Origin of the sequence: Streptomyces eurocidicus (assembly GCF_002891295.1) — a bacterium.
Taxonomy (GTDB): Bacteria; Actinomycetota; Actinomycetes; order Streptomycetales; family Streptomycetaceae; genus Streptomyces; species Streptomyces eurocidicus.
Genome location: NZ_LGUI01000006.1, coordinates 417,562 through 441,337 on the forward strand (window position 1 = coordinate 417,562; position 23,776 = coordinate 441,337).

Consider the following 23,776-nt stretch of genomic DNA (forward strand, 5'->3'; position numbering starts at 1 on the left):
GTGGCCCTTATGAGCCGTAGACCGATGGTCCGCCCCGGTGGCCGCAGCACCCGGGTGCAGCAGGCGGTGCACACCGCCGTACGCGAGCTCCAGGCCGAGGTCGGGCGTCCGGAGCTGACGGTTCCCATGGTCGCGGCCCGCGCCGGCGTCACCCCCTCGACGATCTACCGTCGCTGGGGTGACCTGCAGGAACTGCTCTCGGACGTGGCCGTCGAGCACCTGCGCCCGGAGGCCCCGCCGGAGGACCACGGCCGGCTCCTGGACGATCTGCGGAACTGGGCCGAGCAGTTCCTGGAGGAGATGGCCTCCCCCACGGGGCGGGCTTATATGCGCGACGCCCTGCTGGGCGACCCCGAGGGCGACAACGCGGGACTGTGCTCGGCCTACGCGGCGGAGCAGGTGGGCACCATGCTCGCCCGTGCCGCCGGGCGCGGCGAGGAGGTGCCGGACGTCGAGACCGTCATCGACCGCGTCGTGGCGCCGGTGATGTACCGCATCCTGTTCCGCCCCGACGGCCTCACCGGCGCCTACGCGCGCCGCCTCGCGGAGGAGGCGCTCACTCGCTGACGCCGGGCACGGGTTCGAGCCGGTAGCCGTCGCCCTCGGCGACCACGCGCCCGGCGGTCGGCGCCGGGAAGTGCGTACCGAGGACGAGCCCGCCGGTACCGGCGAGCCGGGCGAGCAGCGCGCGGCGGGTCGCCTCGGCCCGCGCGGGGTCGATGTCCACGCAGCTGCCGATGCCCGGCCGCGCCAGCTGCACGGGGTGGTGGACGGAATCACCCGTGATCAGGGCCACCGCGCCCGCGCTGCGCAGCTGGACGGCGACCTGCCCGGGGGTGTGGCCCGGCGCGGGCACCAGCCGCAGGCCGGCGGCCACGTCGACGCCCTCCTCCGGCACGTCGACCAGATCGAGCAGGCCCGCCTCCACGACCGGGACGACGGAGTCGAGGAACATGCCGCGCCGCGCCTCGTCCATGTCGTACGCGGCCCAGAAGTCGTACTCCGCCCTCGCCGTGAGGTAGCGCGCGTTCGGGAAGGTGGGCACCCACACGCCGTCGACCTCCCGGGTGTTCCATCCGACGTGGTCCGCGTGCAGATGGGTGAGCACCACCAGATCGACGTTCCCGGGCGTGAACCCGGCGTCCGCGAGGCGCGCGAGGTAGTCGGTGCGGAGGCCGTGCCACGCCGGGTTCGCCCGCGTCTTGCCGTTGCCGACCCCGGTGTCGACCAGGACCCGCAGCCCGTCCACGACCAGCGCGAAGCTGTGGCTGTCGATGCGCAGGACACCCTCCGGGTCGGCGAAGTCGGGCCGCAGCCAGTCGTGTCCGCCGACCACGTCGGCGGTGGCGGCCGGCAGCAGCCACGGGCCGGTGGCGGGCGGCAGCGGAATCTCGTCGACGCGGTGGACGGTGATGTCCCCGACGGTCCAGCGGGCGGGGCCGGCCGGGGCCGGGCCGGTGGGCTGCGGCGTGCACATGGGCGTACTTCCTTCGTCTGCCGGGGGCGTCGCCCACGCGGAACGCCACGGGAGCGGGGCGGCGCCCGGACCGCCGTCCGCGTCCGAAGAGACGCGGGCGAGGCCGGACTTCACACCAAAAGCAACTGGTTTGCTTTAAGCGACGATAGGCCCTACCGTCGGACTAACGCAAGCCGTTAGCTTTAACGCGGAAGGAAGGGCAGTACATGTCCGCCGCAGACCTCACACCGTCAGACCTCACCCCGTCCGAAGCCGCCCGCTGGGCCGCGCGATCCGGGCTGCCGCTGGCCGAGGACCGCCACACGGAAGTGGCGACGACCGCCGGCCACATCCATTCCGTCGTCTCGCTCCTGCGCGAGCTGGACTTCGGCGACACACCGCCGTCCGCCGCGTACCGCGCGGGAGGGGAGCAGCACGATGCGGCCCTATGAACTGACCGTGGCCGACGCGGCCGAGGCCGTGCGCACCCGGCGTCTCTCACCGGTCGAGCTGGTGGACTCGGTGCTGGAGCGCGTCGAGCGGGTCGAACCGCGCCTGCGGGCCTTCGCCGCGGTGACGGCGGGCCCCGCGCGACGGGCCGCGCGAAAGGCCGAGGCCGAGATCGCCCGCGGCGCGCTCCGGGGGCCCCTGCACGGCATACCCGCCGGGCTCAAGGACCTTATCGACGTGGCCGGCATGGCCACCACGGCGAGCTCCCGGGTACGGGCGGGCCATCGCGCGCGGACGGACAGCACGGTCGCCGCGCGGCTCGCCGCCGCCGGCGTCGCGTTCGTCGGCAAGACCCACACGCACGAGTTCGCCTACGGCCTGACCACCCCGCAGACGGGCAACGCCTGGGACGTGGAGCGGGTGGCCGGCGGCTCCAGCGGCGGTTCGGCCGTCGCCGTGGCCGCGGGAGCGGCCGCCTTCGCGCTGGGGACCGACACCGGCGGGTCGATCCGGGTGCCCGCCGCGCTCAACGGGGTCGTCGGGCTGAAGCCGACGTACGGACTGGTGCCCCGGTACGGCGTGACCTCGCTGGCCTGGTCGCTGGACCACGTGGGCCCGCTCACCCGCACGGTGGAGGACTCGGCGCTGGTGCTGGCCGCCCTGGTCGGGCACGACCCGCGCGATCCCGCGTCCGTCGCGGCCCCGGCCGTGGACTACCGGCCGGCCCCCGGCACGGATCTGACGGGGCTTCGGGTCGGCGTACCGGGCAACTACTACTTCGACCGGGTGGACCCCGAGGTCGAGGCCGCCGTCCGCCGGGCGATCGAGCGGCTGGAGGAGCTCGGCGCCCGCCTCGTCGAGGTCGAGATCCCGATGGCGCGCTACGTCCAGGCGACGCAGTGGGGCCTGATGGTTCCCGAGGCCACCGCCTATCACGAGCGGACGCTGCGCGCGGTGCCCGATCTGTACGGGGCGGACGTCCGCGTCCTCCTGGAGGCGGGCGAGCTGATGTCCGCCGGGGACTACATCAGGGCCCAGCGCGCCCGCACCCTCATGCGGCAGGCGTGGCGGGAGATGCTGGACACGGTCGACGTGATCGCCGCACCGACCACTCCGCTCACCGCCGTGAAGGCCGGTCGGCCCACCGTGACCTGGGCCGACGGCGAGGTGGAGAGCGTCTCCGACGCGTACGTACGGCTGTCGGCACCGGCCGACATCACGGGTGTGCCCGCGCTGACCGTCCCGGTCGGCCGGGACTCGGCGGGGATGCCGATCGGCATGCAGCTCATGGGACGGCCGTTCGGCGAGGCCACGGTGCTGCGCGCGGGGCACGCCTACGAGCTGGCCGGCACCGCGGGCGCCATGGCCCCGGCCGCGTAGCGGACACCCTCCTACCGCCCCGGGCCCGGCCGGAGCCGTCACGGCCCCGGCGCGGCGGCCCTCCGTCCGGCGAAGAGCGCCGAGGAGCGCCGAAGAGGGCCGGCCCGCCCGTCATGTCAGCGCTTGGGCCAGTACCACAGCGGCTCGTCCAGAAGGCTCTCGCGGCCCGCCACCTCGGTCTGTCCGGAGCCGTCCTTGACCAGCGTTATGGAGTTGACGTCGAGCCGGTGGTGCCGGGCCCCGCGGGCGAGGGCGGCGGCCAGCTCCGGCGCGTGCGTGACCACGACGATCTGGGTGTCCCGGTTCGCGGTGAGGACGAGCTCGGCCAGCGGGAGCAGCAGGTCCGGGTGGAGGCTGGACTCCGGTTCGTTGAGGACGAGGAGCGCGGGCGGGCGCGGGGTGAGCAGCGCCGCCGTCCACAGCAGATAGCGCAGCGTGCCGTCGGAGAGCTCGGCCGCGCCGAGCGGACGCAGCAGCCCCTGCTGACGCAACCGCAGCTCGAACCGGCCGCCCTCGCTGACGATCTCCACCCTGCTGCCGGGGAACGCCGCGTCCACGGCCGCGTCCAGGGCGTCGTGGTCGCCGATCTCGCGGATCGTCTGGAGCGCGGCCGCGAGGTCCGCGCCGTCGTGGGCGAGCACGGGGGTGCGGGTGCCGATCCGGGCGCCGCGGGCGGGTGCCCGCGCGTCGGTGCGCACATGGTCGTAGAACCGCCAGGACCGCAGGTGCTCGCGCAGCCGCAGCAGGTCGGGGGCGAGCTGCGGGTCGGCGAGCTCGCCGAGCATGCTGTCGTAGGGCCGGACGTTGTTCACGGTGCTGTGCCAGGTGCCGCTCGCGGTGCGGGTGCGCACGGCGGGGCCGGAGCGGTCGGAGAGCAGGGCGGCCGGCCGGAGCACGGGCCCGGCCCAGGTGCACTCCCGCTTGATCTCCGGGTCGAGGTTGAACATGGACGGCGCCCCCGAGTCACCGGCGGTCGGGACCGGATGCCCGAAGTCGACCGCGTAGCCGAACTCGTCGCCGGCGAAGCCGAGGCGGAGGCCGACGGGCGCCGCACGGCCCGAACCCTTCCGCTCACCGGCCCACAGCGTCGAGGGCAGCCCGCCCTCGCGGGCCAGCGCCGCGACGGCGCCGCCCCGGGCCGAGTCGGCGAGCAGCCGCAGCGCCCGGTAGAGACTGGACTTGCCGGTGCCGTTGGCGCCGGTGACGACGTTGAGCCGGCCGAGCGGAACGACCAGGTGGCGCAGGGATCGGTAGTTCTCGACGGCGAGGGTGGTGAGCATCCGGGCCTCTCGGTACCTTGCGGTGGATCTTCCCGCCAGTCTGCCAAGAGGGTCTGACATCGCACCCCGGGCGAGGCCGCCGACTGCCCGCGCCCGGGGTACGGGGTCGCCCGGGGCTCAATCCGCCTCCAGCCAGAAGCCCGCCCGCCGCCGCCAGCGGTCGAGCAGCGGCGCGTCGCCGGTGACCTCGACGCGCCCGGCGGGGACGGGCCGCCGGTACACGAACAGGAGCAGGTCGGCCAGCGGGCCGCGCGCGGACGCCACGGCGTCCGCCCCGGCCCCGGCGGGGCGGGCCGTGCGGCGCCAGGTCGCGGCGGCTCCGGTGAGGTCGATCAGCCACTCCCCCGGCGTGTGGGCCGGGGCGTCCGTGGCGTGGAAGCGGAGGACGCGGCCGGGCGCCCGCAGTCCGGGCTTCCCGGACCCCGGGTCCACGGCCTCCGGCAGCACGCCGAACTCCATCCACTCGTCGAGCGCGTCCAGCGCGACCTCCGCGCCGACGGTGAACTCCGCGCCCACGGTCAGGGCCGCGTCGGCGCGGTGCACGACCGTCTCGTACGCCATGCGGCGGGCCCAGAAGCCGGACGTCCCGCCCGGTCCGGCGGTCCACATCGGAGCGTCGGGCCCCGCCGTGCGCAGCGCTCCGGCGAGCCGCTCGGCACCCTCGGCGAGCCAGGCACCGAGCTCGGCGGCGCCCTCGCCGGGGCGCTCCGGCGGGTGGTCGACCTCGGTGTCGGGTACGGGCCGCGTGGCGCGAGTCCGTACGACGGTCCCGGCCCAGCGGTGGGTGGCGCCGAGGTGCCGCAGCAGCCGGCCGAGGTCCCAGCCCGGGCAGGAGGGCACGGGCGACGCCGGGTCCGCGCCGGAGAGGTGCCGCCTCAACAGGCCGGTCTGGTGGACGACTTCGGCGCAGTGGCGCTCGTAACGGTCACGTACGCTTCCGGGGCTCGAAGGGTTCATGGCGACCAAGGTAGCGAGGGGGCGTGTCCCGAAGCGGGCGGCCGACCGGCCGGACCGGCGATCGTACGCCGTTGACCTGCGACTACCCGTCACAAGGGCACCGCGCACTCGCGCCAGTGTGCGCGCGTGAGTCTTTATGTGGTGGTGGGATTCGGTCCCGCCGGGGCGGCCACCGCCCGGCTGCCGGCCGGGCGGGGTCATACGGTACGGGTCGTCACCAGGTCGGGCCTGGCACGTCCCGACGGAGCCCGCGCTGTCCACCCGGGAGATGGTCGGCCGCCTCGCCGCCCGGTCGGGCACGGGGCCGGTCGCGGTGCGCGCGCTGCCGTCGGCCGCGCTGGCGGTGGCGGCGGTCTTCTCCCCGCTGATCCGCGAACTGAAGGAGATCCGCTACCAGTTCGACCGCCCGTTCGTCATGGACTCCGGCGCCTACGAGGCCGAGTTCACGGTACGGGCCACCCCCGTCGACGAGCAGATCGCGGCGACGGTGGACTGGTGGCGCGAGCGGGCGGCGTGCGAGCTGGCGGTCACCACGGAGGTAGGACCCGGAGGTAGGGCCACCCTCCCGGGCCCGGCGTCGCGACCGTCACGGGCCCGGGTCCGACCGACCGCACCGACCAGCCAAACTTAGGCTACCCTAAGTCTACTTCGGTCAAACGGCCTGCCGGATCCGCTTCTGAGGACGGTCATCATGCAGCGACAGCACAGCCAGGGAACCCCCGGCACCGCCCGGACGCGGGACGGTCGCGAGCTGTTCTTCATGGAACGGCCGGGGCCCGCCGGGGGCGCGCGGGCGACCGTGGTGTTCGAGGGAGGTCTGGGCTCCCCCCGCTCGTACTGGGCACTCGTCCAGCAGGCCGTGTCCGGCTCGGCCCGTACGGTGGTCTACGACCGCAGCGGGCTCGGCCGCAGCGCCCCCGACCCGTCCGGCCGGCGCCGCCTCCCCCGGCTCGCCGACGACTTGAACGACCTGCTCGACCACCTCGGACCGGGCCCCTTCGTGCTGGTGGGGCACAGCTGGGGCGGCCCGGTCGTCCGCCTCGCCGCGGCGGCCCGGCCCGGGCGGATCGCGGGCCTCGTCCTGGTCGACCCCACGGACGAGGACTGCGACCTGCTCTTCGACCGCTCCATCCGCAGGCTGGAGAAGGTCCGCTACCGGGCGGCCCTGCTGCTGGCCCGCCTCGGCCTGTTCGGCCTCCTCTTCCGCAAGGTGACCGCCGCCCTGCCGGCCGACGCCGCCGCCGACATGCGCGCGGAGGCGTTCACCGTCGCGGCGGTGCGCACCATGGGCGCGGAACAGGCCCACGTCGAGGCCGATCTGCGCGCCCTGCTCGACCACCCGCCGGCACTCGGCGACATCCCCCTCACGGTCATCTCCGCGACCCTGCCCACCCCCGGCATGAGCGCGGAAGCCCGGAAGTCCGTGAACGCGTCCCACGCCCACCGGGCACGGCAGTCGCCGCGCGGACGGCACGTCCCCGCGCCGCGGGCCGACCACATGGTCCCCACGACCGAGCCCGGCATCATCGTCACCGAGACGGAACGCCTGCTCGGCGCCCCGGTCGACGGCTCCCCCGGGTGCTGACGGATCGCACTCGATTGACATGGAGCGCGACGCGACCAGCCTCACCTTCGTCGGCCACTGAGCCCGGCGCGGCCGGTGCCCCCGGCGGTGATGCGCCGGGGGCGGCGGCTCACTTCACTCCGATCGTGGCCTTCCACGGCACGATGATCAGGGGGCAGATGTGCCCGGGGTCGGGGTGGCACTTGCGGACGACGTTGATCCTCGCGACACCGCTGCGCTGCACGTGGAACACCGCGGAGGCGCCGCCGCTCGGCGTCGTGCCGCCCGCCGTCCGCCGGAGCACCGCGGAGTCGCTGGGCTGCGGGACGTCCCACGTGTACACGCGCACGCCGTCGCGGTAACCGGTCAGGCGCACCTCGATGGAGTCACCGACGGACGCCTCGACGGATCTCCCGCTGTCGGGGTTCGTGAGCGTGACGCGCTTGGCGGGCACCGCGACGGAGCCGTACCCCGTCGTCAGCACCATCGCCGCGGCGAGCGGAGCGACAAGACACCTGACTGCTTTCACCGATTACCCCTCTGTGCTCCAGCCTCCCCGTACCGCGTGCCGGGCGGGGACGGACCGCACCAGCCTCCCCCCGGCATCCGGGAGGCGGGCGGGTTCAGCGGGAAGACCCCCCTTGTGGGTGGCGCCCGCCGGCCGGCGACCACGACGACCGACCGCCGGACAGGGCCCCGTCCGCACAGGACGAGGGAGGCGGCCGGGAGCCGGGGAACACCCGTACCGCCGGGGCGTTCCCCGTCCGGGCCCCGGCCGCGTGCTCAGACGGCGGGGGCGCCGAACCACCGTCGCATCCGGCCGAGCAGGTCGTCCTGGTCCTCGCCGACCCACGCCACATGGCCGTCCGGGCGTAGCAGCACCGCGGGTACGCCCAGTTCCTCGCCGCCGTCGACGACGTGGTCGACGCGGTCCGCCCAGCCCGTCACCGAGAGCCGGCCGGTCCGGTCCAGCAACAGCCCGCGGACGCCGTGCATCCGCTCGTAGAGGCGCCCCTGCCTCAGCCGTACGTCCCGCAGCCGCCGGCCGAGCAGTTCATGGCCCTCGCCGAGGTCGTAGCGGACCCCGGCCGCGGTGATCATCTCGGTCACGTAGCGGTTCACCTCCTCGAAGTCCAGCAGCTTCGAGAACAGCTCCCGTAACGCCTTCGCACCCGGGTCGTCGGCGAGCAGCACGCCCTGCGCGCGGGTGCCGGCGAGCACCCGCGCGCCCTCCGGGTGACGCTCGGTGTGGTAGCTGTCCAGCAGCCCTTCGGGCGCCCAGCCGTTGACCTCGGCGGCCAGTTTCCAGCCGAGGTTGAACGCGTCCTGGACGCCGAGGTCGAGCCCCTGCCCGGCGGTCGGCGGGTGGATGTGCGCCGCGTCGCCGGCCAGCAGCACCCGGCCGACGCGGTAGCGCTCGGCCTGCCGGTTGGCGTCACCGACCCGGGACAGCCAGCGCGGCGAGTGCGCGCCGAAGTCGGTGCCGGCGAACTCCCTCAGCCGCCGCTTGAACTCGTCGAGCGTCGGCGCGGTCGCGCGGTCCTCGGACACCCCTTCGGCGGGCACGATGACGCGGTACACCCCGTCCCCCATGGGTATGGCACCGAACCGTACGCGGGTCTCACGGATCCCGGCCGTCACGGCGGCCAGGGCCGTCGGGGACACGGTCACCTCGACCTCGCCCAGCAGCGTCTCGGTCCTGGCCGGGTCACCGGCGAAGCCGACGCCGAGCAGTTTGCGCACCGGGCTGCGGCCGCCGTCGCAGCCGACGAGGTAGCGCGAGCGCAGCCGGGTGCCGTCGGCCGGCTCGGCGGTCACCCCGTCCTCGTCCTGGCTCAGCCCGACCAGTTCGGCGCCGCGCCGGATCTCGGCGCCGAGCTCGACGGCGCGCTCGGTGAGCAGCCGCTCGGTGACCGCCTGCGGGATGGCGAGGCCGTACGGGTGCGCGGTGTCCACCCGCTCCGGCCTCAAGCCGACGGGGCCGACCACGACCACGTCAATCATCAAAACGCCCATTCAAACGAGACTGAATTTCGTCCGGCCGCTCCGCGCGGTACGGCGGAGCGCAGCCCCGCACCGTCGCACCGGGTGTCGGGTTCCGGCCATGGCCGGGGATTCTGCCGCACGGCCGGGGCCTTGCCGCAAGCCCCCTGGTGCGCTATAAGTTGAGAGTGGCGAGGAGCGGCTTGGCTCCTCGCCTTCGTCGTTCCCCCGTGGCCGGACGACGCACAGGCGCACGGCGATGACCTGCGATCCGTCTCGTCGGCTCCCCTTCGGCGCACCCTGCACTGACGCGCGATTTCACCAAAGGGTGAGCATCCGCACGCTTATCGAGAAAAGCGACCGACTTAAGGCGATTCGTTTCCCCCGCGCCGAACCCATATCTGAATTGGCGTCAACACCCCTTGCTGCCCTAGACTTTACGCACACACCAAGCAAAAAGGAGAGGCGCCGTCCATGGGCACCAAATTCATTGAGGTAGACGAATCCCGCAAGGGCCAGCCCGGCGTGGAAGAAGGGGTAAAGACGATCGAGGTCGGCGGTCAGACGATGACGACGCCGATTTTCGTCCAGCGGATCGACTTCGACGACCTCGCCCCCGAGGTGACCGAGAACCTGACCACGGTCAAGTTCGCCGTGACGGTGGCCGAGGAGATGGAGGACCTGACGGGCGAGGTCGACGAGGACGGCTCCCCGGTCACGGAGCTCAAGGAGATCCAGGTGCCCAAGTGGCTCGAGGTCGACCTGGGCGCCGAATCCCTGAAGCAGTACGAAGAGATGATGGCGCCCTTCTTCGCCGCCGGCCGTGAGACGGAGGCGCCGACCGTGCCCGCGCCCCGCAAGCGCCGGAAGAAGTAGCTCTCGCGCCCCTCTCCTGTCGGCAGGAGAGGGGCTTCGTCGTCCGGGCCCGTACGAGGTCTTCGGGCTGGCGGGGGTCCGGCGCCCGGGCTTCGCCGACACGGCATACGTGGCGCTCGAAGGGCCTCGGACCGTCAGGGCCGCCCACGGCTCGAAGATCGTGGTGGATCGCGGGTGGTCACCGGAGTCGGCCGACGTCCTCCTCGTACCCGGCGGTCACGACGGCGTACAGGAGGAGATCCGTCGCGGCGCGCTGCCCAAGGCGCTGACCGACGCCGTGCGACCGGGGCTGACGATCGCCTCTGTGTGCACCGGCGCCCAGCTCCTGTCCGCCGCCGGAATCAGCGCGACGGCCGGGAGAGCGGCACCGGGTCCGACACTAGGGCGGAGTCACGGGTACCGCACCACGGGCGGGGCCGTCCGCGGTACCCGGTGGGGCCGTCGCGCCGGAGGACCGCGGGGGAACCGTGGGCTTCGGTCGCCACGACCGGCCGTCACGCCCCCTGAAGCACCGCACCGGCTCCGTACCGGTACGGGTTCACCCCCATAGGTCATCCGGCTGCCCGCCACCTCGTGCGCTGCCGGGGCCCAGGTGTGAGCGTGGCAGTACAGCGTGGGGCCCCGTGCCGTGCGGTGACCGTTGGATTCCGCCGGCACCCCCACCATGGCCTCGGAGGCACCTCATGCCCCAGCACCACTACGGCCCCGCCCGCCCGCATCCCCCCACCACGGCGGCCGTTCTGCTCTCCCTGCTGACCGCGCTCACCCTGCTGGTCGCCCTCCCCGGAACCGCCGCCGCGATAGACGGGGACCACAGCCGTCCGGCCCATCCCGAGCGGGACTGGATGGGCTCGACCGTCCTCGCCCACGAAGGCGAACGCGACCCGGCCGCCAGGGGCCCCTCACTGCCCGACGCCGCCCTGGCGGGCTCCTCGGTCTCAGGCGTGGACGTCAGCAGTCACAACGGCAACGTCTCCTGGTCCAGGCTCCGGAACAGCGGCGTCAGGTTCGCCTACGCCAAGGCGACCGAGGGCACCGGCTACACCAACCCCTACTTCGCCCAGCAGTACAACGGCTCGTACGACGCGGGCATGATCCGGGGCGCGTACCACTTCGCGCTGCCGGGCAGTTCCAGCGGCGGTGCGCAGGCCGACTACTTCGTCCGCCACGGCGGTGGCTGGACGGACGACGGCTGGACGCTGCCGGGCGTGCTCGACATGGAGTACAACCCGTACGGCAGCACCTGCTACGGGCTGAGCACGGGCCGGATGATCGACTGGATCGAGGACTTCCTCGACGCCTACCGGGACCACACCGACCGCGACGCGGTGATCTACACCTCGACCACGTGGTGGAAGAAGTGCACCGGCAACTACGGCGGATTCGGCAGGTACAACCCGCTGTGGCTGCCGCGCTACGGCTCCTCCTCCGGTGAGCTCCCGAACGGCTGGGGCTTCTACACCTTCTGGCAGCACACGGACAAGGGGCCCACCGTGGGCGACCACGACCGGTTCAACGGCTCCTACAACAGGCTGGAGTCCCTCGCCTACGGCTGACCGGACCGCGTCCCGCCCGCACGCCGCGCGGTGGACGACGACCGGGGTCAGGCCGCGCTTCCGTTGCGCGCCACGATCCGGTAGGCGTTGGAGAACCCGGTGCGGCTGAGGACGGGCGCGAGCAGCTCGTCCAGGCCGTACGCACCGGCCAGCAGGGGGAGCGACGCCCCGAACAGGGCCGTGCGGGCCATTCGCTGGAGACCGCTGGGCGGCCCGGCGTGCCAGGGCTCGTCGGCGGGCGGCAGCGCGTGGCCGACCATGAGGACGGCCGCGGCGACGAGGTCGACCGGGTGGTGCGGTTCGTGCCGTTCGACGGCGACGACGGTGCAGCCGAGGGATTCCAGTTCGCGGCGGAGGTTGGCGAACGGGATGAAGTGCAGGTGCTGGGGCTGTAAGTACGGCAGCCACCAGCGGCCCAGGAGCCCGCTCATCCGGCTCTCGGGGTCCGGGACCTCGATGATCAGGTGGCCGCCGGGGGCGAGGACGCTCTTCGCGGCGGTCAGCTCCGCGCGCGGATCGGGGGTGTGCTCCAGGCAGTGGAACAGGCTCACCGCGTCGTACCTGCCCGCCAGCCCGGGGGCGAGGTCGGGGAGGAGGCCGCGGTGCGCCTCGTCGATCCGGCCGCGGCGCTTGGCCTCCGTCACGCCTTCGCTGATGTCGATGCCGTCGAAGACGGTGGTGGTATGGACCTTCCTGGCCGCCTCGGGGAAGTGCCCGTGCCCGGTGCCGACGTCCAGCCAGCGGCGGGGGGTGCCGAACGGGCGGAGGGCGCGGGCACTGGCCAGGTACCGCCGGCGGTTGCCCTGGAGCTTGAAGAACCATTCCGCTTTTTCGGCTCCCAGGCCGTCGTAGTAGTCCCGGTAGTAGAAGGCCAGCCCTTCGGGAGTGAGCCGGGGGTTCTGGAAGGAGTGGGCGCAGTCGCGGCACTGGTCGAGCACGAAGGCGCCGGGCTTGTGCTGGAGCAGGTCGACGGTGCGGAGCCGGGTGCGGAGCCGGGAGGAGCCGCACCAGGGGCACGTGGTGCGTCTCGGCGCGTGGAAGCGTTCCGTTCCGAGGGCGAGTTCGCGCTGGTAGTCACCGCGGAGCCGGGCGACCTGCTGGGTCCGGTTCATGGTGTTCCAGGTTCTCCCTGTCGTGTGGTGGCGGTGACTTCTTCGAGGTGCGGAGTCGTGTGCCGGCTTCCCGGCCGGGGTACCGGAAGGCGTACGGCCTGCCGTGACAGGCGGCTGCGGGCCCCGCCGTCCGCAATACGGCAATGCCCCCTCGCGGGAGGGGGCATTACGGGCTACTTGGCGCGTGACTTACGGCCCTTCGGCGGCTCGCATTCCTGCGCGGCCGCGATGAAGGGCTTGAGCGCGTCATGAAGCTTGTTCAGCGAGTCGGGCCCGAGCTCGATCCGGTAATACTGGACAGATGGGATAAGCCTGGTTTCGAATTCGCTGCTGCCGTCCTCGTCGTCCTTCGCGGCCCCGGCCCGCACTTCCATACCGGGGACCGCGAACGTGTGCGGATGGACGTCCTCGGTCACGGTCGGATCGAGGTCGTCGTAGGCTTCGACCTTGACCCATGTCGCCTGGGTGACGGACTGGTCTCCCACCGTCAATGTTCGACCTCCCTTCCGTACACCCGGCTCACCTTGCCGCGATTCGTCCACTTCAGTAAATCTGGTGCCCACCGGCGCCCCTTCCCAAGAACAGCCAAAGCCTAGCCGCTGACGGGGAGTTAGACTCAATCGGGAAGACGCCCGGAGGCTCCGGGTCTCAGCAGTAGAGGTTGCCGCCCGGCGCCGCGCCCACCATCTGAGCGAATCGCTGGTAGCTGTTCACCCGGCTCTGCACCTGGGCGGGGTTGCGGCCGGCGCACTCCGCGGCGCCGTTGATGCTGCGGATGGTCTCCCCGAATCCACGGCCGTTGACCATCGCGTCGTGCGGCGTCATGGTGCCGGGGCCGCGCTGGGTGTTCCAGTACCACAGGGCGGTCTTCCAGGAGACGGCCGCGTCGGTCTGGACGAGCGAAGGATTGTTCAGCAGGTTGATCCCGAGGGCGTCGCCCGCCGCCTTGTAATTGAAGTTCCAGCTGAGCTGGAGCGGGCCCCGGCCGTAATAGGCGGCCTGACCGGCCGGGCAACCGTAGGGCTGGTTCCGGTCGCAGTAGTGGGGATAGTTGGCCGTGTTCTGCTCCACGATGTGGACCAGGCCACCGGTCTCGTGGTCGACATTGGCCAGGAAGGCCGCGGCCTCCTGCCGCTTCACCTGGTCGCTGCCGGTGTTGGCGAATCCCGGGTACGCGGCCAGCGCCGCGATCAGCCCGTTGTACGTGTAGAAGGGGTTCCGGCCCGGGAACATCTGCTGGAACTGGGCCTCCGTCACGGGGAACCTTCCGGTCCCCGGGTCCCCGCCGCCCTGACAGGTGTACGGGTCCCAGTACCACGTGCTGATGAGCGGGTCGTAGCCGGGATTGTCGTGCTCGGCGACGTAATACTTGCCGTCCGTGTACCGGACGACCGTGCCCGCCGGATACCAGGTGCCGGCCGTCCAGCCGGCCGCGCTGTCGCACGGGCCGGCGGCCGTCGCCGTGCCGGACGGTACGAGGACGGCCGCACCGACCAGAGCCAGTACGGCCGGCAGCAGGGTGACGAAGCGATTTCTTCTCACGGCGGCTCCTGTCGGGTCGGAACACTGAGGTGATACTCGCTCGCTGAAAGCGCGACGGGCCGGCGGGAAGATCCCGGCCGTCGTCCTTGCGCAGTGAATAACCCTTCAACTTAGTTGTCAACGACATACCCCATGGGCGGCCAAACCCGGCGCATTTGGCAACCGATTCCGGACAACTGTGGCTGAGGGGGCTTGCGTCGGCTTCGTCCCGCATGGCACTCATGGACCGAAAGCCGGACGCGTGCCGAAGAAATGCCGCTGTCCTTCGACTTCCTGACCGGCGAGCCGTGACGGCTCCGTGCCGCCGGTTTCCGGGGCGGGTGCGCTCCATGGACCCGTGGAGTATCCGCCCGCCCGCCATTACCCCATGAACGAGGAGAAACCATGCGTGGAAACAGAGCTGCGCGCTCCATGGCCGTCGTCCTGGCCGCCGCGGCCACCGGAATCGCCGTCGCCGCGGGACCGGCGGCCGCCGACGTTCCGATCGGCCAGCCGATGAACGGAAAGATGACGTATTACACCGACAAGGGATACGGCGCCTGCGGGACGCCCATCGACGCGGACTCCCAGGACCTGGTCGCGGTCTCGCCCTCGTGGTGGACGTCCGCCAATCCCAACAACGACCCGCTCTGCAAGGGCATATCGATCGAGGTCAGCTACAACGGCAAGACCATCAGGGTGCCGGTCAGGGACAAGTGTCTCTCGTGCGACCGCACCCACATCGACCTCGGCCGGCCGGCCTTCCAGAAACTGGCACCGCTCGACCGGGGCGTGGTCAACGGCATCACCTGGAAGTTCGTGCGCTGACCCCTTCGTACGCCGACCCTGGGGACCGCCCAGCCCTGTGCCCCGTGGGTTCACGATCCACAGGGCACCTCTTCCCGCATGCCCGACCGCATCTCATCCATCCGGTCGGCCGATGGTCGTTCGTGGCACCTCGCGCCGGGTCCGGCATCCATGCCGGCGGCTCAGCAGGACCAGGACGAGCACGAGCGTGCCGGTCAGGATCAGAGCCCCGCAGCGCAGGGCCAGATGGAGGCCGTCGGCGAAGGACTCCTGGGCCCAGACGGTGATCCGGGAAGCGCCGGCACCTGGAAGCCGGTGCGCCGGGCCGTCGGCGACGGCGTTCCGTACCAGGTGTTCCGTCGCGTCCCGCGGGAAACCGGCTCGTACGACCCGGTCACGGAGAGCGCCACGCATATGTGCGGTCAGCACGGCGCCGAGCGCGGCCACACCGACGACGCCGCCCACCTCCCGCAGGGTGTCGACCACCGCCGAGGCCGCGCCGGCATGGGCCGGAGGGGCGCGGTCGACCAGCGTGATGGTGGCCGGCACGAAGAGCAGCCCCGTTCCGGCGCCGAGGACGGGCAGCAGCCACCAGTAGTCCGCGAAGGAGGCATGTCGGCCGAAGCAGCTCAGCCCGGCCAGTGCCAGGGCATCGAGCGCCAGGCCCAGTGACAGCGGGACGCCCACGCCGAAGCGGACCGTGAGCGCCGCGGCGACGGGCGAAGCGAGCACGATGAACGCCGAGGCCGACAGGAACACCACCCCGGCCCCGGCGGGCGACCAGCCCAGGACGTTCTGCAGGAAGAGGCTCAGGAAGAAGATGCCGCCGAAGAGCCCCGCGCTGGAGGAGAAGCAGGACCAGGTGACGGCACGGCACTCCCGGTCGCGGAAGAGCCCGGGGTCCAGCAGGGGCCGGGGCACACGCGTCTCCACGAGCGCGAAGGCGGGCAGCGCCAGGGCCGCCACCGTGAGGGCGGCCGCCGTGCCCGGTGCGCTCCAGCCGTCGACGGGCCCCTGCATCAGACCGTACACAAGGCTGCCGAGCCCGGTGACCGCCAGCGCCTGCCCGGCGGGATCCCACCGCGCGGGTGCGGTGGGCGGGCACGGCAGCACCCGCCAGGCGGCCACCAGCGCCACCGCGCCGATGGGCAAGTTGATCCACATCACGCTGCGCCAGCCCAGGGCCTGCGTCAGCAGACCGCCGAACGCCGGGCCCAGCGCCACCCCGAGCCCACCGACCGCACCCCGTACGCCGAGGGCGCGGGCCCGTGCGGAGGCGTCGGGGTAGGTGTGGCGCAGCAGTGCCGTACCGGCCGGCAGCAGCACGGCGGCGCCCAGCCCCTGCACGATGCGCCCGGTCACCATCGCGGCCAGGGTGGTCGCCAGGGAACTGAGGGCGGAGCCCGCCATAAAGCCGAGCAGCCCGGAGAGGAAGGCCCAGCGCTGCCCCAGCCGGTCTCCGACCGCCCCCGCGGACAACAGGGTCGCGGCGAGGACGAGGGTGTACGACGCCACGACCCACTGGAGTCCGCTGATACCCAGGCCGAGGTTCTCCCCCATGCCGGGCAGCGCGTTGGTGACGGCCAGGTTGTCCAGCATGGCCATGAACGCGGCGGTGGAGACCACCGCCAGGGTGACGTTGCCGCGCCCGGGGCTCGTCGCCCTTTCCTCCGGGACGGTTCCGGCGGCGTGGCCGGCGGTCACGGCCGCGCCCGGTCTCCGGCACCGGCTTCCGGCGACCGCGTTCGCCCACCTACCGCCGGCGGGCCGAAGGAGCCGACGCACCGGCCCGGATCGGCGGCGGTCATGGCGTCGATCAGGAGCAGCAACTGTTGTTGATGGCTCATCAGGCCGGCTCGGGAGTACCGCTCGCGGGCGCCCTGTACGTCCAGCCGTGGCCCGGCGCCGTCGCGCCGGTCCAGAACGAGAAGCTTCAGGCGGGCCGGCCGGCCGGCGGCGAGGTGGACGCCGGAAACGGTGCAGGGGCTACCGGCCATGCTGAGGGGGCGACCGACCGGCATGACGTTGACGACCAGCGAGAACCAGGAGGCGATGCTGCCGGGCAGGCCCAGGTCACGGGCCAGATCCTCACCGGGGTAGCGCTGATGGGCCACCGCCTGGTTCATCGTGCGGTCGACCTGGGTGAGCAGTTCGGCCAGCGGCATGCCCGAGCGGACCCTGAGGCGCAAGGGCACGATGTTGTGGAGCACGCCCGGGGTGGTCAGGAGCCGGCGCCGCGGGCGGCCGGCGACGGCCAGGCCGAGCACCACCTCCGGTGCCTCCGTCAGCCGGTGCGCGTACACCGCCGCCGCGGCGTAGACGAACCGTGACCGCGCGACCCCGGCGAGGCGGGCCGCCTTGTGGAGGGTCTCCGGGCATGCGAGTGGACGCTCCCCGCTCACACACAGGGCCTGCTGGGCCAGGTACCCGCTGTCCGCCTCCTCCCGCGCGTCGTCTTCCCGCACGTCTGCGACGGCCGGGCGGACGGGCAGCGGTGCCGGGTCCGGCGGATCGCCGAACGTCCGCTTCCAATAGGCGCCATCGGCGGCGTACTGCGGTGAGGACCGGTAGTCCAGGTCGGCTTTCACCAGGTCCGCCAGCGATCCGAACGGGGACGCGCCCACCGGCTCGCCGGCCGCCAGCAGCGTGTACACCTGTGTGAACCGGCGCGTGATCAGGAAGAGGCTGAGGCCGTCCGCCACCATGTGGTGGGCGCTGAGGTAGCACAGCCAGTGGTCCGCCCGCAGCCCGATCAGTGCGCACCGGAAGAGCGGTCCGCGTGCCGGGTCGACCGGTGCGGCCATGTCCGCCGCGATCCAGTGACGCGCCGCGCCGTGCGGGTCGGGGTCACCGCTGACATCGACACACGCCCAAGCGCCGTCGGCCGCCGGGTGTATCTCCTGCACGGGACCGTCCGGGGTGTCGACGATGCGCACGCGCAGCGTGTCGGCCTCGGCGAGGACCTGTCTCATCGCCGCTTCGAACAGCCCTGTGTCGACCGGTCCGTGTATGTGCACGCACTGGCTGATCCGGTACGCCTCGTGGGCACCGGACGCGTCCCGCTCGGCGAGCCATATCTTGCGTTGCGCCGCGGTCAGCGGCAGTACGCGCGGGCCGGTGCGCGCTGTGCGGCCTTCGTCGCCGGGGCCGTCCTTCGGGCCGGGAGCGTATGGAGTCACACCTCTGGAACCGGGCATCGGCACCTCCCATGGGGCTTCGGACGAGCCTCCCCGTCGCCCTCCGGGTTACGCCGTGTGGTCTACATATCCGCGTGTAACCACCCGAACGAGGGACATGGCCGGCCCCTCAAGGGCGGCGGACGCGGTCTGCCGCCCGGGCCGCGCACATGCATATCCCGAACGGCAACCACAAGACCCTCCTGGCGGCGCGCGGGCGTTCCCGTAACCGCGTCCGCGCCTCCGGCCGCTCCTTCCCGCGCCCCAACTCCCGTCGGCAGGACGCATACAGACGTTCCCTCAGCGACATACTTGCGTTGCGCATGAAACACAAAGCGATAGCACGACAGGTGTGCTGAGCCTGGTTTCGAGCTCTTGCCGGGCCGGCCCGGGACCGTGCGGGACGCGCTGGTCGTCGGCCTCTTCACCGAGGACACCCCGCCCAGTCGCCACTTCGAGTGCCCGACGGTGCTGCCCGGCCCGGCCGGCGGACAGGATCAGGAACGCACCGGCCCCGTGCCCTGTACGCACGGATGAACACGAGCAAGGGCCTCCCTCCGTCCCCGTGAGAGAACAGGAGCTGTTGGCATGACGAGTCCCTTGGACCAGTCCGCGCTTCCCGAGAATTTCGTCTCCCTGCTGACCGACCACCTGAGAATTCCGGTACCTCCCGACGGGCTCTCGGCCGCGACGACCCTGGAGAGCCTCGACATCGACTCACTGGCCTTGATGGAACTCATGGTGGCGGCCGAGGAGGTGTTCGGGGTCGTCCTGCCCGACGACGCCCTGGACCTCACCCCGTCCACCACCCTCGGCGAGGCGGCGAAGGTGTTCGATGAGGCGACCTGACGTCGCGATCACCGGGCTGGGCCTGGTGACTCCGGCAGGGCACACCACCGAGGCGAACTGGGCGACCTTGTGCCGGGGCCGCTCGACGGCCGCCACCGACCCCCTCCTGGCAGGGCTGCCCGTCGACTTCTCCTGCCGGGTCGTGGACTTCGACGCCGAGGCGGAGCTCGGCCGGCTCGCACAACGCCTGGACCCCTTCGCACAGTTCGCCGTGGTCGCCGCCCGGCAGGCGATCACCGACGCCGGCCTCGAGCCGCGCACCTGGCGAGGGGAGCGGGTCGGGGTCGTGCTGGGCGTCGGCAGCACCAGCATGAGTACGTACGAATCCGTCTTCCGGCACCTCCACGCGGGAGAGCCGGAGCGTGTCTCCCCGCTCGCGCTGCCGCGCAGCCTGCCCAACATGGCGGCGGGGGAGGTGGCGCTCGACCTGGGGGCACAGGGACCGAATTTCACCGTCTCCACGGCATGCGCCTCGGGCGCCACCGCGATCGGGGTCGCGCGGGACCTGCTGCGCTCGGGCGTGTGCGACATCGTGCTGACGGGCGGCGCCGAGGGGGCACGGACCCGCATCGCCTCCGCGTGCTTCGCGCGGATGCGGGCGCTGTCCCGGCGCCGGGACCGACCGGACCTCGCCAGCCGGCCGTTCGACGCGGCGCGTGACGGTTTCGTCCTCGGCGAGGGCGCCGCCGTCCTCGTACTGGAACGGCTGTCCACCGCGCGGGCCCGCCGGGCACCGGTGCAGGCCCTGCTGCGCGGCTACGGGGCCAGTGCCGACGCGCACCACCCCATCTCCCCGCACCCCGAGGGCCGGGGCGTACTGCAAGCCATCGCCGCCGCTCTCGAGGACGCCGGGTGCCGGCCGAAGGACATCGGGCACATCAACGCGCACGGCACCTCCACCCCCAGGAACGACGCGCTGGAGGCGGCGGCCCTCTCCCGGGTCTTCGGGGACCTCATGCCACCGGTCACCGCCCCCAAGGGCGTCATCGGTCATTCCCTCGGTGCGGCCGGGGCGATCGAGGCCGCCTACACCGTCCTCGCGCTCCGCCACCGGACGGTGCCTCCGGTGGCGAACTTCCAGGACCAGGACACGGATCACAAGCTCGACATCGTCGCCGGAGACCCACGCCCCGTCCACTCGGACACCGCCCTGAGCTTCTCCTTCGGTTTCGGCGGGCAGAACGCGGTCCTGCTGCTCACGGCTCCCTGAGCATCGGCCCGTCCATCAGGGCGCGGTGGTGCCGGGCGCGTCGGCGGCTCCCCGCGCCCGCGCGTGACACCGTGCTGCCGTCGGTCGCCGGATTCCGTGCCGTGCCACGGGACATGGCCCGGGCCGGGGCGGGAGGATGTCGCCGTCGGTGCGGGGTGGTCTTGTGGGAGGGGTCGGACAGGCATGGGTGGAAGGTTCTCGTGGGGCAGAAGGCTCGGGTGCGTGGTGGCGGCGTCGCTGGCCGCGCTGGTGCACATGGCACCTGACGCGTCGGCACATGAGTCGGCACATGAGTCGCGCGCTGCCGTGAACTGCGTGGGGAGCAACACCGTTTCGTTCTCGCCCGGTCTGTCACTGGCGGCGCGGCGGACGCTGATCGGCGGCAGTGGTGCGTACACATGCCTTTCCACGGACCCGGCGCTGCGGTCGGGGACGTCCTCGATCGACGGCGGCGGGCGGAACGGCTGTTTCTTCTCCGACGCGACCACCGTCGAGCGGGTCACGTGGAACACCGGGGAGCGGACGACGGTCGTGTACCACTTGGGGAACGTACAGCAGGTGGCCGGGCAGGCGGTCGTCCTGGTCATGGGCCGGGTGGTGGAGGGGAGGTTCGAGGGACGTACGGTCGCCTCCCCGGGGCTTCAGGTCACGCTCGATCCGCTGAGGTGCGCGTCGAAGCGCGGAGTGGAGCTGATCACCGGACCGTCGACGCTGGTGATCCTCTGACCGCGAGGCCGTGCTGAGGGGCGGCGCCGGGCCGGCCGTCGCGGCAGACGTCGTGTCAGGTGTCGCGGCCGTAGCGGGTGACCAGCTCCAGCACGTACGCGACATCGGCACGGGTGCTGGTGGGATTGATAGTGCACATGCGCAGCACGGTGGCTCCGCGCACCGTGGTGGTGAGGAGGACGGCGCCGCCGTCGGCGCACACCCTCCGGCTGATGTACGCCTGCGCCGTGCCGGCGTCCCATGTCGCGGGCGCGTCCCGGTGCCGGTAGCGGAAGGTGAGGATGGCGAGGCCGGGTGGTGTGACCAGCTCCAGCTCGGGGTGGGCCTCGACGAGTCCGGCGGCGTACTCGGCGAGGTCCGCTCCCCGCTCGATGGCCCGGCGAAAGGCCCCGGCGCCGAAGGTCTTCAGGGAGAGCCAGAGCTTCAGGGCGCGCAGACCGCGGCTCTGCTGCGGACCGTAGTCGGAGAGGTTGACCTCCTCGCTCGCCGGGGCGGCCGGATGGGCCGGCCGGAGATACCCCTGGTCCAGGGAGTGGCGCGCCACGCCGAAGGTCTCCGGGAGCAGTTCGGGCCTCCGTAGCAGGACACAGCCGATCTCGTAGGGCTGGAACAGCCATTTGTGCGGGTCGACGGTGAGGGAGTCGGCCCGGCCGAGGGCGTTCCGCAGGTGCCGGCCGCGTGGGGTGGCGGTGACGGCCGCGCCGTGGGCGCCGTCGATGTGCAGCCACATGTCTTCCTCCTGGCACAGGTCGGCCACGCGGTCGAGCGGGTCGACGGCCCCGGTGCCGGTGGTGCCCAGCGTGGCGACGACGGCGAAGGGGCGCAGCCCCGCACGGCGGTCGCGGCCGACGCGTTCGGCCAGGGCGGCGGTGTCCAGGCGCAGGTCGGCGTCCGGGGGCAGGACGGTGAGCTGTTCGCGGGCGAGGCCCAGGAGGTGCGCCGCCTGGGCGACGGAGGGGTGGGCCTGGGAGGAGCAGTACAGCCGGGCGGGTGGCCGCGGGAGGCCGTCGAGCCGGTGGTCGCGGGCGACGGCCAGGCAGGTGAGGTTGGCCATGGACCCGCCGCTGACGAACAGTCCGCCATGGCCGTCCGGGAGGCCCAGGAACGCCTTGAGCCAGCGCAGGGTGGTCAGTTCGATCTGGGTGGGGCCCGCCCCGACGAGCCAGGCGCCGGGGACGGAGAGGTACGCGGAGGCCAGCGCGTCGGCGAGGACGGCCGGGAAGTTGCCGGTGGAGGGCACGAAGGCGAAGCAGCGCGGGTGGTCCAGCCGGGTCGCCTCGGCGAGTGCCCGCTCGGTGACCTGGTCGAGGAGGCCGGGCAGGTCACGGGTGCCGTGCTCGGGGAGGGGCTCGTCGAGGGCGGCCCGGAGAGCGCCGGGTGAGGGGGCGTGGCAGGGCGGCCGGGAGCCGGGGGTGGTCATCCGGTCGATGACGAGTTCGACGGCGTGGTGTCCCGCCTCGCGCATCCGCCGCTCGTCCAGCCGCAGTGGGGGCGGCTCGGCACCGGCGCGCCGGTCGTCTTCCCGCTCGGTGTTCCGGTCGTCCTCCTCGGCGTCTACGGCGTCTTCGGCGCCTACGGCGAGGGCGCCGATCCAGGCCGAGGCGCCGGGCCGCAGCCGCGGGCGGGGCAGCGGCTCCGCGACCGGCCGCGGGAACTGGACGAGCGCCAGCTCCTGGCCCGCGGTGACCGGCCCGGAGCGGGCGACGGCCCACCACAGGGCCTCGTCGTCGGCCAGCCGGGACACCACGGGCGGCCCGGGAAGCGGCCCCGTCACCGCGTGTCCGTCCCTGCGGTAGCGCCCCGTCGGGCGCGGGTGGCGCACCACGGTGTCCGTACGGGCATGCACCACGAGCTGACTGTGGCGCGGGCCGGGCGGCGGCGGTCCGGCCACCGGAGGGGGCAGGGCGGGCAGGAGGAAGGACAGGACGTGCAGGCCCAGGCTCGGCAGCAGGCCTGCCGCGCTCTCGGCGGCCTGGACCAGGGACACCACCGTCTGGAAGCGCGGATTGACCTCGACCGCGCACAGCCGGCCGCCCTCCTCCACCAGGTCCAGGCCGAAGACACCGCGGAAGCCGCGCCCCCGCAGGACCTCGCCCACGTGGTACGCGGCCGCTCGGGCCTGTCCGTGCAGCCCCTCGGGCAGGTCGTCCGGGCCGACGAGCTGGTTGCCGCAGTGCGCGCCCCAGGAGGCGCCCAGCTCGGGCAGCCCGACGAGCTGGTGGGAGACCGCCGAGACGACGGTCCGATCGGGCCCGGCGCACGCGGTGACGGTCAGGGAGATCCCGGGAGCGAAACGGCTGAGCTTGACGGGTTCGTCCGGCCAGGCTTCCAGGCACGCCCGCAGGCCCGGCACCCCGTCGACGAGGGCGGTCCCGCGCCCGATGAGGTTGTTCGCCGCCCGCTGGGCGACGGCACGCGGCCACCGGCCGTTCCAGTACGCCTCCGCCGGCTCGCGGCCCGTCGCGGGAATCACCAGGAAGGGCGGGACGGGGACGCCGGCTTCGGCGAACAGCCGGGTGGCGCTGATCTTGTCGGCGGCCCACGCCGTGACGCCGGCGTCCGGGGCCAGCAACCGACAGCCGTGCGTACGGGCCCAGGTACGGGCGTTGTCCCCGTGCTCGGGAGCGAAGGACACGCAGACACGGCGTGGAGCGGGCGGGCCCGGCCGCCGGCCGGGCGGGGGTTCCGGCAAGGGCTGCCAGGCGGAGACCGGTTCGTGCCGGAGCCAGGCGGGCGCCGGCACGAACGAGGCGCTCACGGCGGGGCAGTGGTCGAGCCACACGACCTCGTCGACCAGTCCGGCCAGGAGCCGCAGACCGGTCCGTACATCGACGCCCTCGATGTCCCCCGCGGTCCGCGGGGCGGGGCTCACT

At 72.9% G+C, this 23,776-nt stretch carries 22 protein-coding genes and 1 pseudogene; 12 read left to right on the forward strand and 11 right to left on the reverse strand.

All coding sequences use genetic code 11. The features are described from left to right. Positions 1–9: 9 nt before the first annotated feature. Positions 10–567, forward strand: a complete 558-nt coding sequence (locus AF335_RS21090; RefSeq protein ID WP_102919980.1) for a TetR/AcrR family transcriptional regulator — start codon at positions 10–12, stop codon at positions 565–567. Here the strand turns inward: AF335_RS21090 and AF335_RS21095 are convergent. Next, the gene (locus AF335_RS21095; RefSeq protein WP_102919981.1) at positions 557–1,477 is read right to left on the reverse strand and encodes an MBL fold metallo-hydrolase; all 921 of its coding nucleotides are present in this window, start codon (positions 1,475–1,477) and stop codon (positions 557–559) included. The genes AF335_RS21090 and AF335_RS21095 overlap by 11 nt on opposite strands. A 206-nt stretch (positions 1,478–1,683) precedes the next feature. Between AF335_RS21095 and AF335_RS21100 the strand changes: the two genes are divergently transcribed. Together AF335_RS21100 and AF335_RS21105 are read left to right on the forward strand one after the other, a co-directional pair. Then, positions 1,684–1,908: a hypothetical protein gene (locus AF335_RS21100; RefSeq protein ID WP_102919982.1), complete on the forward strand. Its 225-nt coding sequence runs from the start codon at positions 1,684–1,686 to the stop codon at positions 1,906–1,908. Further along, positions 1,895–3,286: an amidase gene (locus AF335_RS21105; RefSeq protein ID WP_102919983.1), complete on the forward strand. Its 1,392-nt coding sequence runs from the start codon at positions 1,895–1,897 to the stop codon at positions 3,284–3,286. The genes AF335_RS21100 and AF335_RS21105 overlap by 14 nt, the downstream gene beginning before the upstream one ends. 116 nt (positions 3,287–3,402) lie before the next feature. Here the strand turns inward: AF335_RS21105 and AF335_RS21110 are convergent, their stop codons facing one another. After that, entirely contained in the window at positions 3,403–4,566 is a 1,164-nt protein-coding gene (locus AF335_RS21110) for an AAA family ATPase (RefSeq protein ID WP_102919984.1), read from the reverse strand. 117 nt (positions 4,567–4,683) lie between these two features. Beyond that, the gene (locus AF335_RS21115) at positions 4,684–5,523 is read right to left on the reverse strand and encodes a maleylpyruvate isomerase N-terminal domain-containing protein (RefSeq protein WP_102919985.1); all 840 of its coding nucleotides are present in this window, start codon (positions 5,521–5,523) and stop codon (positions 4,684–4,686) included. A gap of 220 nt (positions 5,524–5,743) precedes the next feature. On the opposite strand from AF335_RS21115, the pseudogene AF335_RS21120 reads away from it, so the two are divergent. Both AF335_RS21120 and AF335_RS21125 read left to right on the forward strand, forming a co-directional pair. Beyond that, positions 5,744–6,037, forward strand: a pseudogene (locus AF335_RS21120) (NAD-dependent epimerase/dehydratase family protein); the annotation flags it as partial. A 177-nt stretch (positions 6,038–6,214) separates the two neighbouring features. Beyond that, the gene (locus tag AF335_RS21125; RefSeq protein ID WP_102919986.1) at positions 6,215–7,108 is read left to right on the forward strand and encodes an alpha/beta hydrolase; all 894 of its coding nucleotides are present in this window, start codon (positions 6,215–6,217) and stop codon (positions 7,106–7,108) included. Positions 7,109–7,217: 109 nt separating this feature from the next. Here AF335_RS21125 and AF335_RS21130 read toward each other — a convergent pair whose 3' ends face one another. Both AF335_RS21130 and AF335_RS21135 read right to left on the reverse strand, forming a co-directional pair. Then, on the reverse strand, positions 7,218–7,616 hold the full coding sequence (locus AF335_RS21130) for a hypothetical protein (protein ID WP_146045590.1): 399 nt from the start codon (positions 7,614–7,616) through the stop codon (positions 7,218–7,220). A gap of 254 nt (positions 7,617–7,870) precedes the next feature. After that, positions 7,871–9,091, reverse strand: a complete 1,221-nt coding sequence (locus AF335_RS21135; protein WP_228773188.1) for an FAD-dependent monooxygenase — start codon at positions 9,089–9,091, stop codon at positions 7,871–7,873. A gap of 453 nt (positions 9,092–9,544) precedes the next feature. On the opposite strand from AF335_RS21135, the gene AF335_RS21140 reads away from it, so the two are divergent. The 3 genes from AF335_RS21140 (at position 9,545) to AF335_RS21150 (ending at position 11,502) form a co-directional block, all read left to right on the forward strand. After that, entirely contained in the window at positions 9,545–9,946 is a 402-nt protein-coding gene (locus tag AF335_RS21140; protein WP_102919989.1) for a hypothetical protein, read from the forward strand. A 109-nt stretch (positions 9,947–10,055) separates the two neighbouring features. After that, positions 10,056–10,496, forward strand: coding sequence for a DJ-1/PfpI family protein (locus AF335_RS21145; protein ID WP_244927114.1), 441 nt, complete (start codon positions 10,056–10,058; stop codon positions 10,494–10,496). Between the two features lie 133 nt (positions 10,497–10,629). Beyond that, complete coding sequence (locus AF335_RS21150) at positions 10,630–11,502, forward strand: lysozyme (RefSeq protein WP_102919991.1); 873 nt, start codon at positions 10,630–10,632, stop codon at positions 11,500–11,502. A gap of 47 nt (positions 11,503–11,549) precedes the next feature. Here AF335_RS21150 and AF335_RS21155 read toward each other — a convergent pair whose 3' ends face one another. The 3 genes from AF335_RS21155 to AF335_RS21165 all read right to left on the reverse strand — a co-directional run bounded on the left by AF335_RS21155 (position 11,550) and on the right by AF335_RS21165 (position 14,156). Then, on the reverse strand, positions 11,550–12,614 hold the full coding sequence (locus AF335_RS21155) for a class I SAM-dependent methyltransferase (protein WP_102919992.1): 1,065 nt from the start codon (positions 12,612–12,614) through the stop codon (positions 11,550–11,552). 173 nt (positions 12,615–12,787) lie between these two features. Beyond that, on the reverse strand, positions 12,788–13,177 hold the full coding sequence (locus tag AF335_RS21160; RefSeq protein ID WP_146045591.1) for a hypothetical protein: 390 nt from the start codon (positions 13,175–13,177) through the stop codon (positions 12,788–12,790). An 85-nt stretch (positions 13,178–13,262) separates the two neighbouring features. After that, complete coding sequence (locus tag AF335_RS21165) at positions 13,263–14,156, reverse strand: glycoside hydrolase family 19 protein (protein WP_184743346.1); 894 nt, start codon at positions 14,154–14,156, stop codon at positions 13,263–13,265. Between the two features lie 384 nt (positions 14,157–14,540). Here AF335_RS21165 and AF335_RS21170 point away from each other — a divergent pair, with 384 nt between their 5' ends. Beyond that, positions 14,541–14,963: a cysteine/serine endopeptidase inhibitor gene (locus AF335_RS21170; protein ID WP_102919994.1), complete on the forward strand. Its 423-nt coding sequence runs from the start codon at positions 14,541–14,543 to the stop codon at positions 14,961–14,963. A 93-nt stretch (positions 14,964–15,056) separates the two neighbouring features. Here the strand turns inward: AF335_RS21170 and AF335_RS21175 are convergent, their stop codons facing one another. Next, on the reverse strand, positions 15,057–16,646 hold the full coding sequence (locus AF335_RS21175) for an MFS transporter (RefSeq protein ID WP_102919995.1): 1,590 nt from the start codon (positions 16,644–16,646) through the stop codon (positions 15,057–15,059). Next, on the reverse strand, positions 16,643–18,139 hold the full coding sequence (locus tag AF335_RS21180) for a condensation domain-containing protein (RefSeq protein ID WP_102919996.1): 1,497 nt from the start codon (positions 18,137–18,139) through the stop codon (positions 16,643–16,645). The genes AF335_RS21175 and AF335_RS21180 overlap by 4 nt, the downstream gene beginning before the upstream one ends. Before the next feature lie 567 nt (positions 18,140–18,706). Between AF335_RS21180 and AF335_RS21185 the strand changes: the two genes are divergently transcribed. The 3 genes from AF335_RS21185 to AF335_RS21195 all read left to right on the forward strand — a co-directional run bounded on the left by AF335_RS21185 (position 18,707) and on the right by AF335_RS21195 (position 20,903). Then, on the forward strand, positions 18,707–18,967 hold the full coding sequence (locus AF335_RS21185; protein WP_102919997.1) for an acyl carrier protein: 261 nt from the start codon (positions 18,707–18,709) through the stop codon (positions 18,965–18,967). Continuing rightward, positions 18,954–20,177: a beta-ketoacyl-[acyl-carrier-protein] synthase family protein gene (locus tag AF335_RS21190; RefSeq protein ID WP_102919998.1), complete on the forward strand. Its 1,224-nt coding sequence runs from the start codon at positions 18,954–18,956 to the stop codon at positions 20,175–20,177. The genes AF335_RS21185 and AF335_RS21190 overlap by 14 nt, the downstream gene beginning before the upstream one ends. Positions 20,178–20,492: 315 nt before the next feature. Then, positions 20,493–20,903 carry a hypothetical protein gene (locus AF335_RS21195; RefSeq protein ID WP_146045592.1) on the forward strand — a complete coding sequence of 137 codons (411 nt, stop codon included), beginning with the start codon at positions 20,493–20,495 and terminating at the stop codon, positions 20,901–20,903. A 55-nt stretch (positions 20,904–20,958) separates the two neighbouring features. Here the strand turns inward: AF335_RS21195 and AF335_RS21200 are convergent, their stop codons facing one another. Next, a complete protein-coding gene (locus AF335_RS21200) occupies positions 20,959–23,775 on the reverse strand; it encodes a pyridoxal-dependent decarboxylase (RefSeq protein WP_146045593.1) in 2,817 nt (938 codons plus the stop codon). Position 23,776 lies beyond the last annotated feature (1 nt).